A 13,377-nucleotide genomic window follows, 5' to 3' on the forward strand; every position below is an offset into this window, starting at 1 on the left:
AGCACCATCCGCTGAGGCGTCATTGCGAGCGCAGCGAAGCAATCCAGTCCTTCGTCGCGACCGCTGGATTGCCGCGTCGCTTCGCCAAGGGGAAAGCCGAAGGCTTTCCCTGACCTCGCAATGACGAATGAAAGAGCGTCGCCTAGCTCTCTTTCGTGAGCAGCAGATTTCCGCGCGATTTGATCGCTGCCTGCGCCACTTCGGCGAAGCGCTGCAGGAGCCAGGGCAGCACCACTTCGACGGTGACATGATCCTCGGCAACATCGACATGACCGGACGCCGCCTGCCCCATGGCACGGACGCGGAAGATCATCCGGTCGCCGTCCCAGCGCTCCTCGTCAACTTTCAACATTGGTACATTCGTTGCTGCGCGTGTCAGTCCTGTCTTGAGCCGGCGCGCAGCTTCCTCGCGGCCGAGGCTGTGCGGAATGGAGACGACGAGCGGTGCAGACATCACACGATCCTTTGTTAGCTCACCGGATGTAAGCGCGATTTTGCCCGGCGGTAGTCGCAATCAAAGTTTCACCCATGGAACCTTGGGCGTGCCCGCGCGTTTTTATCGCATGAAGGCAGCAGGCTTGTCCGTCTGCCAGGCTGAGGAGAGATTCATGTCCATTGGTACAATTATTTTGATCATCCTGATCATCGCCTTGCTTGGCGGTTTCAGCGGTATCGGCGGCGGCCCGTTCTATGGCACCGGCTATTATGGCGGCGGCGGTCTCGGCCTCATCGTGGTGATCCTGCTGATTCTCCTGCTGCTTGGTAAACTTTAAGAGCGACGATTAATTTCAAGACGCGCGATCTCTTCCGGGGTCGCGCGTTTTTCGTGCGTGCAGCATTATCACACTCAGATGTCATCACCCGCGAAAGCTGGCGATCCGGTGTTCGGCGGCGTCTGTGATAGCAAACGACATTCGTGTATACTGGATCGTAAGCCGGACGATGACAGTGAGAGCGTTATTTCAACTTCTTGATGGCCGCCTTGATCGACGATGCAACACCATCGTAACCCGCCCACGCCTTGCTCTTTGCCAGCAGCGCCGGAACGCTACGCACCGTAAACCGCTTGGGATCGAGATCGCTCCGCACCTGCGCCCATGTCAGCGGCATCGACACCGTGGCACCCTTTCGCGCCCGCGGCGACAGCACAGACACCGCGGTCGACATCCGGTCGTTGCGCAGATAATCGAGGAAAATCTTTCCACCACGCAGCTTCTTCGACATGTTGAGCAGATAGCGCTCGGGGTCGTCACTGGCCATCTGCTGGCACACGGCCTGCGCAAAACTCTTCGACGTCTTCCAGTCGACCTTGTCCTTCGCACCGTGCAACAGCGGCGCCACCACATGCAGGCCCTTGCCGCCGGTCGTCTTGCAGAAACTCTCCATGCCGAGGCTCGAGAGCCGTTCGCGCATCTCGCGCGCCGCATCCATGACGGCAATGAACTCCACATCAGGCGCCGGATCGAGATCGAACACCAGACGTCCCGGTGTATCCGGCGCATCAGGCGCGCAATTCCACGGATGCAGTTCGAGCCCGCCGATCTGCGCGACGGCCGCGAGACCCTCGACGCGATCGATCTGCAAATAAGGCTTGCGGTCGCCGGAGACTTTCACGAGTTCGAGCAAGTTCGATGTTCCCGGCATTGCGTGGCGTTGGAAGAACTGCTGCCCGTCGATGCCGTCGGGTGCGCGCACGATCGAACATGGGCGACCCTTGAGATAATCCATCATCCAGTCGCCGACGGCTTCGAAATATGCCGCGAGATCGCGCTTGGTGACCGGCTCGCTATCGCCAGCATCCGGCCACAGCTCCTTGTCAGGCTTGGAGATCGATACGCCCATGACAACGGCATTGCCTGCCGCAGCGGGCGCGGCTTTTTTCGCTAAGCTTTTCGCAGCCTTCTTCACACCGCGCTTCGGTCTCGGTTCGGCAAGGTCGGTCTTCTTGGGTGTCTCGGCCTCGACCTCGTCGGCGGGCTTGTCCTGCCGCAGCCCCTTGAACGACGCCTGACGCACCATGCCGGCGCCGGTGAAGCCTGCGAATTCGATCTCTGCCACCAGTTCGGGCTTGAGCCAGTGCACATCCCGGCCACCCGGTGGCGTCTCCTCGCCGCCGAACGGGCTGGTCTTTGCCGCCGCTTTCTTCAATGCCGGCATAATGCGCTTGATCTTGTCCTGGCCGAAGCCGGTGCCGACCACGCCGACATAAGCGAGATGACCGCCTCTGTTGACGCCGACCATCAGCGAACGGAATTTTCCGGCATTGCTTTTCCAGGCACCGATCACAACCTCGTGGCCCGCGCGGCATTTGGCCTTGGTCCAGTTTTGCGAGCGGCCGGAGACATAGGGTGCCGAGAGCTTCTTGGAGACGATGCCTTCCAGTGACAGTTTGCACGCCGACTGCAGGATGGCGTCGCCGCCCGTCTCGAAATGATCGACGTAGCGGATCAGGCCTTCCTTGCGGCGGCCACGGGCCTTGTCGAGCAGCGCCTTCAATCGCTCCTTGCGCTCGCCGAGCGGCAGCTTCCGCAGGTCTTCGCCTTCGGCAAACAGAAGGTCGAACACGAAAAAAATGAGCGTATCGGTCTCGCCATCCGACAGCGCTGCCTGCAGCGCTGCGAAGTCCGGCGCGCCATGGGCATCACGGCCGACAATCTCGCCATCGATGATAGCGTCCGGCAGGCTAGTGGCTTCCTTGGCGATGGCCTGAAACTTGTCGGTCCAGTCGAGCCCCTTGCGTGTCTTCAGCGTAGCCTCGCCGTCTTCGACTCGGAGCTGCACGCGATAGCCGTCGAATTTGATCTCATGGACCCACCCATCCGCGGAGGGCGGCCGATCCACAACGGTGCAAAGTTGAGGCGCGACGAAGCCAGGCATCTTCGCCGCCTTGGTCGGTTTGATGGATTTTTTGACAGCTTTCTTCGCGGTCGCCTTTTTCGCCGGCGCCTCTTTCTTCGCTGCACGACTGCCGACATCCGCCTTGGTCTTCACGCCCTTATTAGCGCGCGCATCGGCAGCACTGCCCTCGCTGGAATCCCAGATAGCATCGGGTTTGATCTTCGCCGTCTTGGCGATCATGAACGGTTTCGGCGCCTTGCCCTTGCCCGCGGCGATGGCGCTCATGCTGCGGCCGGACGCTACTGACTTGTCATCGTCGAGGACGGTGTTGGCCTTCCCCTCTTTCACGAATTCGTCGCGGTGCTTGATCAGCAACCAGTTGGTGCGCTTGCCGCCATTGCGGTCATGACGCATGCGCACCAATACGAAGCCGCCATGTAGCTTCTCGCCATCCAGCGTGAATTTGAGATCGCCCTTCTTGAGGCCCTTGTCCGGATCGTCGCTCTCCCAATAGCCGCGGTCCCAGAGCTGCACGGTGCCGCCGCCATATTGTCCCTTGGGAATGGTGCCTTCGAAATCGCCGTAATCGAGCGGATGGTCCTCGACCTCGACAGCGAGCCGCTTGTCCGCAGGATCCATCGACGGGCCGCGGGTAACGGCCCAGGACTTGAAGACGCCGTCCATTTCCAGCCGCAGGTCGTAATGCAGCCGCGTGGCATCGTGTTTCTGGATCACGAAACGGGGCCGCTTCGCCGGCGCGACTACGATCTGGCCCGAGGGCTCTTTCGTCTGCGCGAAATCGCGTTTCCGGCGGTAGATCTGAAGCTGCTTGTCGGCCACACCGTCCCCCACTCAACGCATTGGGCGCATGATCCGGCCCGGAACCAAAACCGGCAACTGCCGTTGAAGTTCCTGGAAATCCACGCCAGCGCAATACTTTGCGGCCTGCGCGCTTCATTTGTAGATCGAGTTGGAGGACGAGTATGGCCCCGCCCCGCGCCTATTGGAAAGGCTCTCTCAAGCTGTCGCTCGTCACCTGTCCGGTGGTGCTGTATCCGGCCGCGACTTCGATCGAGAAAACCAAATTCCACATGATCAACCGCGAGACCGGCAACCGGCTGAAACAGCAGATGGTGGATGTCGAGACCGGCGACGTCGTGGAGAAGGAGCAGAAGGGCCGCGGCTACGAGATCAGCAAGGGCGAATATGTCGAGATCGAGAAGGAAGAGCTCGAGGCTGTGCAGATCGAGAGCAATCACACCATCGATATCGACAATTTCGTGCCGCGCGACGAGATCGATCGGCGCTATCTGAACAATCCTTATTACATCGCGCCCGACGGCAAGGCCGGTGCCGATGCCTTTGCCGTGATCCGCGATGCCATGAAGGACAAGGACCGTGTGGCGCTGGCGCGGATCGTGCTGACCAATCGCGAGCACATCATCGCCATCGAGCCGCTCGGCAAGGGCCTCCTCGGCACCACGCTGCGCTTCCCCTATGAGGTGCGCGACGAGGAGGACTATTTCGACGATATCAAGAGCCCGAAGATCTCCAGGGACATGATCGACCTTGCGGTGCATATCCTCGACAGCAAGGCCGCGCATTTCGATCCCAGCAAATTCAAGGATGAATATGAGACCGCGCTGAAGACGCTGGTGAAGCGCAAGGCCGCGGGCAAGCCGGTGAAGGTCGTCGAGAAGGAGGAGAAGCCGGACAACGTCATCAACCTGATGGATGCGCTGAAGGCGAGCCTCAAGGGCGGCAAGGGCAAGTCGACCAAACGCGCTTCGTCGTCACGACCACATGTAGCACGCAAACGTCCGGCCAAGAAGGCCGCGCGGTCATCGGCGCGGCACCGCAAGGCAAGCTAAGCGCATGAAAATTTTGGGAACGATCATAGGCATCGCGTTGATGCCGACCGTGGCAGCGCAGACGCAGCAGCTACAGACAAGGGAATGCAACGCCTCGAATATCGCCTTCGTCGCCGAAGCCATCGCCAAGATGGCCGAAGGCAAGCAAAAGAAGACCGCCTCCGACGAGATCGGTCTGGCCAGCGAAGCAATGGCGGAGGGCAAGGACGATGAATGCAGGGACCACCTGCTGAAGGCGACGCTGCAGACGAAGTGAGGCGATGACGCTTCGGTCGAAACTGTCATGGCCGGGCTTGTCCCGGCCATCTACGTCTTTTCTCTCCCCAAGACGTGGATCCCCGGAACAAGCCCGAGCATGACGAAGATTGGTTCATATGCGTCGATCAACGTACATCGGCGCAGCCTCAGGCCTTCGTCGACTTCCGGGATTTTTTTGCCGCTTTCTTTTTCCCCGCCGTCTTCTTGCTGGCTTTCTTCACCGTCTTTTTCTTCGGCACCTTCTTGCCCTCGGCGCGAGCTTCCGACAGGCCGATGGCGATCGCTTGTTTGCGGCTGGTCACCTTCGTTTTCGAACGACCACTTCTCAGCGTGCCGGCCTTGCGCTTCTTCATGGCCCGCGCGACCTTTGCGGCGGCCTTCTTGGAATATTTCGCCATTCCATGCTCCCGTTGTGATCGAAACGATCAATCGTCATCATCGGTGATGGTTCCGCGTGGGTGATGTGCGAACGAACGCACTTATGAAATCCCTATAACGCGGCACCGCCGCTCATCTCGTTTTCAAACGGGCAGCCGATCATCTTGCAGCCATTCGCTCAAGCGAATGAACTGGAGACTGCAAGTGATCACCATCGAACCTCCCTCGTGTAGCTCATCCCTCGTTTTCATCGGCAGGAACGGCCGCGGCCAGTGGGTCGCGCAGGAGCAGAACGGCCTATTCGGCGGATTGTTTGTCAGCCGCGCGAATGCCGTGCGCTACGCGCTGTTCGAGAACGGCCATCGCCCCGAATCCATCATCGAGATAGCGGGCCTCATCGAACTCGATATGAACGCCCTGCCTTTCACGGCAGCAACCTCTGTCGAACGGTTACAACAACGGCGCGTCGCCTGAGCTTCCCGCCATGTCCACAGTTGCTCTTCGGGCTCATGCCCTCCCGCAAGCTCATGCCTCCCATCACGCCAACGACTGGCTGCACGGCATCATCGCCGACGTGCCGACGCCGTTCGACGCGCATGGCGCGCTCGATCTCCTCACTTTCGCGCGGTTGTGCGAGCGACAGGTCTATGCCGGCGCCAGTGCCATCGTGGTCGGCGCGACCACCGGCGAAGCCGACACGCTCACCTCGAACGAGCGCGCCACGCTGATCCGGACTGCCGCCGGCGTCGCCCGCGGGCGCATCCACGTCATTGCCGGCGCGGGATCGAACTGCACCAGCCGTGCCATTGAATCGACGCGGCTGGCCTGGGCCGCCGGTGCCGATGCCGTCATGTCGGTCGTGCCGTATTACAACCGCCCGACGGCAAGTGGCATCGCAGCGCATTTCCGTGCGATCCTGGAGGCGACATTGCTGCCGGTCATTGTGCATGACGCACCGTCGCGTTGTGCCCGTGCGCTGACCGACGACACGCTCATCGGTCTCGCCGCCTCGCCACGATTGATAGGCCTGCGCGACGACACCGGCGATGCCGGGCGACTGGCGCGATTGCGGCCGCTGCTGCCAGCGGGTTTCCGGATGCTGACGGGACAGGACACCGCAGCCCTGCCTTACCTGCTGCTCGGCGGCGACGGCGTTGTCTCTGCGATGGCCAATGTAGCGCCGCAGCTCTGCCGCGGCATGTATTACGCGGCCCGCCAGGGATGCCCGCGCTATGCGACGACCATCTCCGACATGCTGGCGCCGCTCGCCACAGCTCTGCCGCCGGACCAGGTTATATCGGCAGTGAAATATGCATTGACCTTGCGGGGCCTGGGGAGTGCCGCCGTCCGCCTGCCGCTGACCGAGCTTACAGATGCCGAGCAGCAGCAGGTACACACCGCGATGGAGGCGATCTGGGCACAGCCTGACGACGCGCCGCCCCTGCGCCGCGCCCGCTAGGATTGGGGGCGCGCGCGCTCGTTCTTCTCGCGACATTTCGGGCCGGGTCCGCGCATATAATGCGCGGCCGGCCGATAGACGGCAGGTCCAATGACAAAACGCCATAGCCGGGCGAGGATGCCCGGCATGATGGTCGCGTAGGAGCCGATGCGCGCGAACAGCGCAGCAGAACGGTCTTTACTCATGGCTCGCTCCGGCGATCCTGAAGCACCGGCGTATCAGCGGCGCGCACACGGACGCGCGCCAATTCACGCCGCGCGCGGCGCATCTTGTCGGCCACCAGGGCCATGTGGATGGCGGCGAAGAAGCCCTTGATGTGGTTACGCGTCAGCCTGATGGCTACGCAAAGCCGTTTCCATTGGATGTCGCCCGAGTGATGGACGATCGGCGGCTGATTGCGACTGATGAGATAGGAGCGATAGGCGCTGTCGGCCGAGAAATCGTGCAGTTGCGTATCGCGATTGTAGAACATCGTCATGGTCGTTGTCCGTCTTCTCAAATCCCTGGCGCATGAGCGCGTCGGGATGATGAGAAGATGCGGACATCGCCATATGAAATCGAGACGGGCAGCCGTGCCTGTTCATAGGCGCGGCATAAAGATCAGGCTGATGGCCCGAAGCCCGTATGATGGGTTTCGCTCCGGCACTACGCGCCTGCGCTCTACCCATCCTACGACCCGGCTCTTGCTACGGCTCAGCTCTTGGCCATGCAGTCTTCGATGTAGAACCAGCGATCGTCGCCGGCGAGACCCTTGACCTTGACGTCCTTGCGGCAGGCCTTGAGCTTGCCCTTGTTGGCGCTCCACTTCGCCTTCATGTCCTTCAGACTCTGCTTGTTCAGCTTCATCTTGGCGGGCGCAGCAGGGGTTGCCGGCGTCGCAGGCGCCTGTGCCGAAGCAACGCCCATTGAAGTCACAACGAACAGTGCGGCCAAGAGGCCCGTAGTGATGCGTGTCATCGTTATCCCCGAATGTGCTTGTTTTGAAGATTGTTCGTCAGATGTAAAATGGGACCGGAAGCTTTCGCTGCCGGTCCCGCGCAGGTTTTACTGGAAGATGCGCGCGGCGCTCTGCAGCGTCAGCCAGACACCCCAGCACAGCGGGACACCGACGAAAGCCCAGAAGGCAATGGCGGCGCCGTCGAAACCGCCCTTGCCGATACCATAGGAGCCTCCGCCGGCCGACGCCGCCTCGGCGCCCTTGGCCTGCAACTTCGCGACTTCCTCCGGCTTCATAAACCAGTGCTGCGCCAGTGGCTTCACCAGCATGTTGCAGATCAGTCCCAGCACCAGCATGCCGGCGAGGATATACATCGTGAAGTCATAGACCTGCGCCCGCGGCACGCCGGCAGCGATCTGGAATTCACGGATGTAGTTCACCACCACCGGACCGACGATGCCCGCAGTCGCCCAGGCCGTCAGCAACCGGCCGTGGATCGCACCCACGAACTGGGTGCCGAAGATATCGGCGAGATAGGCCGGGATGGTCGCGAAGCCGCCGCCATACATCGAGAGGATGATGCCGAAGGCCAGCACGAACAGAACCTTGCTGCCCATCGCCGCGAAGGTCGGCACCAGTGCATAGAGCACGATGCCGAGAATAAAGAACGTGTAGTAGGTGTTCTTGCGGCCGAGCTTGTCCGACAAAGACGCCCAGAAGAAGCGGCCGCCGATGTTGAACAGCGAGATCAGACCCGCGAAGCCGGCTGCGATGCCGGCAATCGCAGTCTTCTGCGCTGCTGAGAGCTGGCTGAAGGAGAGATCCGGCGCGCCGATCAGCTTGCCCGCGAAGATTTCCTGCAGCATCGGCGAGGCCATGCCGATGACGCCGATGCCCGCCGACACGTTCAGGCAGAGCACGCCCCAGATCAGCCAAAACTGCTTGGTCTTGTGCGCATTGTCGAGATGCACGTGGCCGGTGGTGATCATCGCATTCGCCGTAGCCGGCGGGGTCCAGCCTTCCGGCTTCCAGTTCGGTGGCGTGATGCGATAGGAGAACGCGCCAATGGTCATGAACACAAAATAGATCACGCCCATGGCTAGGAAGGTCTGCCAGACGCCGACATCGGTCGGGGTCTTGAAATAATTCATCAAGAGGTTAGCCAGCGGCGAGCCGATCATCGCACCGCCGCCGAAGCCCATGATGGCCATGCCCGTCGCCATGCCGCGACGATCCGGGAACCACTTCACCAGCGTCGACACCGGCGAGATGTAGCCGAGACCGAGACCGATGCCGCCGATCACACCGGAGCCGATCCACAACAGCCAGAGCTGATGCGTGTAGACGCCGATCGAACCGAGCACGAGACCGCCGCACCAGCACATCGCCGAGACGAAGCCGGCCTTGCGCGGACCGACCCGCTCGAGCCAGCCGCCCCAGATGGCTGCGGAAACGCCGAGCAGCACGAAGAACAGCGTGTACATCCAGCCGAGGCTGGCGACCTTCCAATTACAGGTGGTGGTGAACAGCTCGGTGGCGAGGCTCATGCCCTCGCACACTTCCTTCGAGGCAGGTGTCGTAATCGCTTGCGACAGCGGCAGCCAGAACACGCTGAAGCCATAGGCCATGCCGATACAGAGATGAATACAGAGTGCAGCAGGTGGAACCAGCCACCGGTTGAAGCCGGCGGTCGCAATGATGCGTTCGCGTTCCAGCAATCCTGGCTTGGTGCCAGACAGTGTTCCGGCGTTGCCCACACTTGTCATGAAAGTTCTCCCCTGCAGCCAACCCTTCTGAGCCGGTCTGCGATTTGAAAAAGTCGCTTCGTCAATTCCCCTGCGGCGCGCGGACAAAGATTCACGCACGCTCGCACTTTAGAACAGGGCCAGAAGCGACTGCGGGAGTCGATAGTCCAAAGGTATCAGGAGCGAAAATTTCTCAATGATTTCCACTGCATCGCAGCAATTCAATCGCGATTTGCAATCGCAGCATTTCGTTTTTCGATGAAGAAGATCATCACATCGCCGCTGCGTTCAGAGGTCTCGATCTGATCACCGCTCTGCTGGATCAACGCAGGGATGTCGATCACTGCGAGGGGGTCCGTGCAGTGGACTTCAAGTCGATCGCCCACCGACAGTGCCTTCATCGCTTTGCGCGTCATCAGCGCCGGCAACGGGCATTTCAATCCGGTCAGGTCGAGCTTGGTCACAGGCATCGCGCGGTTCCACTTGGTGCAACTGCGTTATATCGGGCTGGCATCAAATGTCATATGCAGCGGTATGGCGATGACGAACACATATCCGACCACTCCGGGCGTGCTTCTCGCGGGCGGTCTCGCGCGCCGGATGGGCGGCGGCGACAAGCCGATGCGTGAGATTGGTGGCCGCAGCATCCTGACCCGCGTGATCGCACGCATCGCGCCGCAATGCGACGGACTGGTGCTGAACGCCAATGGTGATCCCGCACGATTTGCGTCCTTCGGACTGCCGGTGATTGCCGACGACGTCGCGGATTTTCCCGGCCCCCTCGCCGGCATTCTCGCAGGTCTGGAATGGACAGCTGCCAACCGACCTGACGTCACATGGATGCTGAGCGTCGCCGGCGATTGCCCGTTCCTGCCGCGCGATCTCGTCACCCGCTTGCATCAGGCCCGCATTGCGGAGAATGCGCAGCTTGCCGTCGCGTCATCGGCCGGACAGTCGCACCCCGTCGTCGGCTTGTGGGATGTCTCCCTGCGCCATGAGTTACGGCACGCCCTCGTCAACGAGGACATCCGCAAGGTCGGCCGCTGGACGTCCCGCTACAGACTCGCAACCGTGGAATGGCCGACTGATCCTATTGATCCGTTCTTCAATGCCAATACGATGGACGACATCGCCGAAGCCGAACGGCTTGCAAAGCTGGATGACAACTAACGACATATCGCCGTTTGGAATAACATCGACCGAGAAGCGGCCGTCAGGCCGCCTCTCGACATGATGCGATCGCGTCAGAACCTGACAGCGAAATTGCCTCGCAAGGTCTGGTCGGTGACACCGGAGCCAAACTGCCCGCCATAGGTGAGACCAAGAATGGCGTTTGGCGTGACGTTGACGTCAAAGCCAAGGTCAGCGACGGCGCCATTCCTGGCGATCGGTACACCGGCGATGGCGAAGGGCGATCCACCGGCGAAAGCCATCGTCGAGGTCGGCGTGACATCACCAAAGGCATGACGCCAGCCGAGCATACCACGCGCCGTCGCGGTCATCCCGTTGCCGAGATCAAAGCCTGTCGACGCCCGAAGCCCCAGCGTGGTGAAGGTGACGCCAGTGGTATCGCCCCGGCTGGTGAGCGCGGCGGCGCCGCCCTTCTCGGTGAAACCATCGGTCGACAGATTCACATAAGCGAGATTAGCGAAAGGCTCGAAAGCGAGATGGCCGAGCGGCGTCCGCCCTGCCCTGATGCGATAGCCGAACTCGCCAAAGGTCTGCGTGGTGCCGGCGCTGTAGTTGTTCCTCAGCAACTCGGCGACGCCCGGAAACCCTACCGAGCGATTGATCGAGAGATCGTGCCGCGTATAGGCAAGACCGGAGCGGAAAGCGAGATCGCCCCACTGCGTGCCGCCATAGAGGCCGCCATGGTAGTTGTCGCTGGCGCCGGAGGAATTACGATCGCCAACGCGGAAACTCGATCGGCTGTAGCCGCCGATTGCACCGACGCGCCATCCATCGACGAACGGCGCATCGGCACCGACCATGAAGCCGCCGATATCGCGCTTGACGGTTGCAGCATTGCCGTCGCCGTTCCACTGCCCCCAGGAGCCGAAGCCGCGGCCCCAAACCGCAATGCCGTCGGTGGCGGCTGGTGCAAGCACGGGGCGGCCGTTGACATAGGTCGTGACCGGCGCGGCAGCCGCGCCGACGCCGTCAAACGCAGCGCGCAGCCGATCGATCGCTGCCTCGCGCAGGAAGCGGCTATCCTCGATCATGACGCCCTTGACCGAGGCATGCACCTCGCCAGAGATCTGGTCGAAGGCCCCGCGGGCCTGCGCCACATCGAGCTGCACCAGTGCGCCCACCAATGGACTGCCAACCGGCAGACTATCTGCTCCTCCACCAGCCGCGATCTGATTACGGGTCGATCCGACCGAGGCGAAGGTGACGTTGCTGCGGCTGACGCCAAGATAGACGTTGGTCGCATCGTAGGTCAGGCCGTAGGCTAGGAACGGCGTCACCGTCGCTCCGCTGGCGCTGGCGAAAGTGCCATTGATGCCGCCGGCTGCCGTCAGGATCGTGTACTTCGTGCCCATCAGCGCGGCGCCGGATGCGACCACCGTGCCACCGTTCAGCGTCGCGCTTCCTGTTGCTGCAATTTTGTCCGACTGGCCCGCTGCGTTGGTCTCCACCTGATAGATCGATCCCGCTGCAAAACTGACATTGCCGTTGACGTTCAACGTACCGATCGAATTGCCGGCCCCGACGATGCCGCCGCTATTGGCGACGATGCCGCCGACTGTACCGGTGCCGCCGAGGATGCCGCCGCCCGACACAGTCACGATTGATCCGGCGAGCGAGCCGTTCACGGCCAGTCGGCCACCAGTCACGCTGGTTGCGCCAGTAAAGGCACTCGAATCCGCAGTCAGGATCGTTTCGCCGGAGAGCTGGTTGATCGTGCCGAAGCCGCTCATAGCGGGTGCGAAAACATAGCCAACGCCTGTGTGGTTGAAATTGATCGCACCCGTGCCGGCGCGAAATTCGATATTAGCGGTGTTGACTGTACCGGGCGCCGCCGCAGCAGCGCCAGCCGCGCCGCCGATATTCAACGTACCGGTAGAACCTGGTTGATAGGCGAGAACGATGTTGCCACCGACCGTAACACCGCCGCCATTGGCAACTGTCAGCGTGCCTGAGCCGTTTTGCCCGATAAAGAGATCGCCTACATTGGACAAGGTCGATCCGGCGCCCGTGACCGTGACCGTGCCGACGGCGCCCACATCATGCCCTATCGTGCTGATCCATGTGGTGCCGATCACTGCACCGCCGTTCGAAACCGTCAACGTGCCCGTACCGCCATTGCCGACAACAAAGTCGCTGGCGGTCAATTTCGAACCGGCGCCATCGACGATCGCCGTTCCATTGCCAGACTGATCTGCGAGGGAGAATTCATAGACGGAGGTGTTGACCGCGCCGCCGTTCAAGATTGCCAGCGTTCCCACGCCATCGTTGCCAACGACCAGTCCTTGAGCGTTCCAGATCGACCCCACACCGGTGACGGTCACCGCGCCGCTCGAACCGGCCATCTGGCCCACATATGCAAGGTTGCTGTTCAGCACGGCGCCGTTCGCAACCGTCAGCACGCCCTTATCCCCGACGCCGATATACAAGCCGTTGACGGTCACCATTCCGCCGTTGATCAGCGACGGAATCCCAGTCGTCGTGTTGAAAAATACTGGATCCGTCGATATCGGGATCGCATTGAGATCCCAATTTCCCGCTGTGTACCAGTCCGTGGATATCGTCCCTATCCAATCATTCGCCCGAGCAGCAGTCGACAGAACAACAGCCAGGAGCGTCGCGCAGCCGATCGCAAGCGCCAGATGACTTGTATGTGTCAGATATCGCCGGGGTCTTCCGATGGCGCTGGTCGTCGAACGTGGA

The 13,377-nt window shown here is 61.4% G+C and carries 15 protein-coding genes; 6 read left to right on the forward strand and 9 right to left on the reverse strand.

Annotated elements, in window-relative coordinates; all coding sequences use genetic code 11:
• Positions 1-142: 142 nt before the first annotated feature.
• A complete protein-coding gene (locus CHC01_RS27105) occupies positions 143-454 on the reverse strand; it encodes a polyhydroxyalkanoic acid system family protein (RefSeq protein ID WP_089267459.1) in 312 nt (103 codons plus the stop codon).
• 154 nt (positions 455-608) lie between these two features.
• Between CHC01_RS27105 and CHC01_RS27110 the strand changes: the two genes are divergently transcribed.
• Complete coding sequence (locus CHC01_RS27110; RefSeq protein ID WP_081422059.1) at positions 609-773, forward strand: DUF3309 family protein; 165 nt, start codon at positions 609-611, stop codon at positions 771-773.
• 184 nt (positions 774-957) lie between these two features.
• Here the strand turns inward: CHC01_RS27110 and ligD are convergent, their stop codons facing one another.
• The gene (gene ligD / locus CHC01_RS27115; protein ID WP_089267460.1) at positions 958-3,678 is read right to left on the reverse strand and encodes a DNA ligase D; all 2,721 of its coding nucleotides are present in this window, start codon (positions 3,676-3,678) and stop codon (positions 958-960) included.
• A 143-nt stretch (positions 3,679-3,821) separates the two neighbouring features.
• On the opposite strand from ligD, the gene ku reads away from it, so the two are divergent.
• Entirely contained in the window at positions 3,822-4,709 is an 888-nt protein-coding gene (gene ku / locus CHC01_RS27120) for a non-homologous end joining protein Ku (protein ID WP_089267461.1), read from the forward strand.
• Positions 4,710-4,713: 4 nt separating this feature from the next.
• Complete coding sequence (locus CHC01_RS27125) at positions 4,714-4,965, forward strand: hypothetical protein (protein ID WP_089267462.1); 252 nt, start codon at positions 4,714-4,716, stop codon at positions 4,963-4,965.
• Between the two features lie 148 nt (positions 4,966-5,113).
• Here CHC01_RS27125 and CHC01_RS27130 read toward each other — a convergent pair whose 3' ends face one another.
• Entirely contained in the window at positions 5,114-5,365 is a 252-nt protein-coding gene (locus CHC01_RS27130; RefSeq protein ID WP_089267463.1) for a DUF6496 domain-containing protein, read from the reverse strand.
• Positions 5,366-5,549: 184 nt separating this feature from the next.
• Here CHC01_RS27130 and CHC01_RS27135 point away from each other — a divergent pair, with 184 nt between their 5' ends.
• Positions 5,550-5,819: a hypothetical protein gene (locus CHC01_RS27135; protein WP_244558537.1), complete on the forward strand. Its 270-nt coding sequence runs from the start codon at positions 5,550-5,552 to the stop codon at positions 5,817-5,819.
• Between the two features lie 10 nt (positions 5,820-5,829).
• The gene (gene dapA, locus CHC01_RS27140) at positions 5,830-6,804 is read left to right on the forward strand and encodes a 4-hydroxy-tetrahydrodipicolinate synthase (RefSeq protein ID WP_089267464.1); all 975 of its coding nucleotides are present in this window, start codon (positions 5,830-5,832) and stop codon (positions 6,802-6,804) included.
• On the opposite strand, the gene CHC01_RS27145 is transcribed toward dapA, so the two are convergent.
• The 5 genes from CHC01_RS27145 to CHC01_RS27165 all read right to left on the reverse strand — a co-directional run bounded on the left by CHC01_RS27145 (position 6,801) and on the right by CHC01_RS27165 (position 9,956).
• Positions 6,801-6,989 (reverse strand): hypothetical protein, encoded by a 189-nt coding sequence (locus tag CHC01_RS27145; RefSeq protein ID WP_089267465.1) that lies wholly within the window; start codon positions 6,987-6,989, stop codon positions 6,801-6,803. The two genes, dapA and CHC01_RS27145, sit on opposite strands and share 4 nt — an antisense overlap.
• Complete coding sequence (locus tag CHC01_RS27150) at positions 6,986-7,282, reverse strand: hypothetical protein (protein WP_176454717.1); 297 nt, start codon at positions 7,280-7,282, stop codon at positions 6,986-6,988. The genes CHC01_RS27145 and CHC01_RS27150 overlap by 4 nt, the downstream gene beginning before the upstream one ends.
• Positions 7,283-7,497: 215 nt before the next feature.
• On the reverse strand, positions 7,498-7,761 hold the full coding sequence (locus CHC01_RS27155; RefSeq protein WP_089267466.1) for a hypothetical protein: 264 nt from the start codon (positions 7,759-7,761) through the stop codon (positions 7,498-7,500).
• An 87-nt stretch (positions 7,762-7,848) separates the two neighbouring features.
• A complete protein-coding gene (locus CHC01_RS27160) occupies positions 7,849-9,507 on the reverse strand; it encodes an OFA family MFS transporter (protein WP_089267467.1) in 1,659 nt (552 codons plus the stop codon).
• 200 nt (positions 9,508-9,707) lie between these two features.
• Complete coding sequence (locus tag CHC01_RS27165; RefSeq protein WP_089267468.1) at positions 9,708-9,956, reverse strand: sulfurtransferase TusA family protein; 249 nt, start codon at positions 9,954-9,956, stop codon at positions 9,708-9,710.
• A 70-nt stretch (positions 9,957-10,026) separates the two neighbouring features.
• Here CHC01_RS27165 and mobA point away from each other — a divergent pair, with 70 nt between their 5' ends.
• Entirely contained in the window at positions 10,027-10,656 is a 630-nt protein-coding gene (mobA, locus tag CHC01_RS27170) for a molybdenum cofactor guanylyltransferase MobA (RefSeq protein ID WP_089267586.1), read from the forward strand.
• 74 nt (positions 10,657-10,730) lie between these two features.
• Here the strand turns inward: mobA and CHC01_RS27175 are convergent, their stop codons facing one another.
• Positions 10,731-13,076: an autotransporter outer membrane beta-barrel domain-containing protein gene (locus tag CHC01_RS27175; protein ID WP_176454718.1), complete on the reverse strand. Its 2,346-nt coding sequence runs from the start codon at positions 13,074-13,076 to the stop codon at positions 10,731-10,733.
• Positions 13,077-13,377 lie beyond the last annotated feature (301 nt).

It is taken from the genome of Tardiphaga sp. OK246, assembly GCF_900188215.1.
GTDB lineage: Bacteria > Pseudomonadota > Alphaproteobacteria > Rhizobiales > Xanthobacteraceae > Tardiphaga > Tardiphaga robiniae.

Excerpts from the sequence above, each read along its gene's own strand:
- CHC01_RS27105 (WP_089267459.1), bottom strand. The coding sequence starts at position 454 with ATGTCTGCACCGCTCGTCGTCTCCATTCCGCACAGCCTCGGCCGCGAG.
- CHC01_RS27110 (WP_081422059.1), top strand. The coding sequence starts at position 609 with ATGTCCATTGGTACAATTATTTTGATCATCCTGATCATCGCCTTGCTT.
- ku (WP_089267461.1), top strand. The coding sequence starts at position 3,822 with ATGGCCCCGCCCCGCGCCTATTGGAAAGGCTCTCTCAAGCTGTCGCTC.
- CHC01_RS27125 (WP_089267462.1), top strand. The coding sequence starts at position 4,714 with ATGAAAATTTTGGGAACGATCATAGGCATCGCGTTGATGCCGACCGTG.
- CHC01_RS27130 (WP_089267463.1), bottom strand. The coding sequence starts at position 5,365 with ATGGCGAAATATTCCAAGAAGGCCGCCGCAAAGGTCGCGCGGGCCATG.
- dapA (WP_089267464.1), top strand. The coding sequence starts at position 5,830 with ATGTCCACAGTTGCTCTTCGGGCTCATGCCCTCCCGCAAGCTCATGCC.
- CHC01_RS27145 (WP_089267465.1), bottom strand. The coding sequence starts at position 6,989 with ATGAGTAAAGACCGTTCTGCTGCGCTGTTCGCGCGCATCGGCTCCTAC.
- CHC01_RS27150 (WP_176454717.1), bottom strand. The coding sequence starts at position 7,282 with ATGACGATGTTCTACAATCGCGATACGCAACTGCACGATTTCTCGGCC.
- CHC01_RS27155 (WP_089267466.1), bottom strand. The coding sequence starts at position 7,761 with ATGACACGCATCACTACGGGCCTCTTGGCCGCACTGTTCGTTGTGACT.
- CHC01_RS27160 (WP_089267467.1), bottom strand. The coding sequence starts at position 9,507 with ATGACAAGTGTGGGCAACGCCGGAACACTGTCTGGCACCAAGCCAGGA.
- CHC01_RS27165 (WP_089267468.1), bottom strand. The coding sequence starts at position 9,956 with ATGCCTGTGACCAAGCTCGACCTGACCGGATTGAAATGCCCGTTGCCG.
- mobA (WP_089267586.1), top strand. The coding sequence starts at position 10,027 with ATGACGAACACATATCCGACCACTCCGGGCGTGCTTCTCGCGGGCGGT.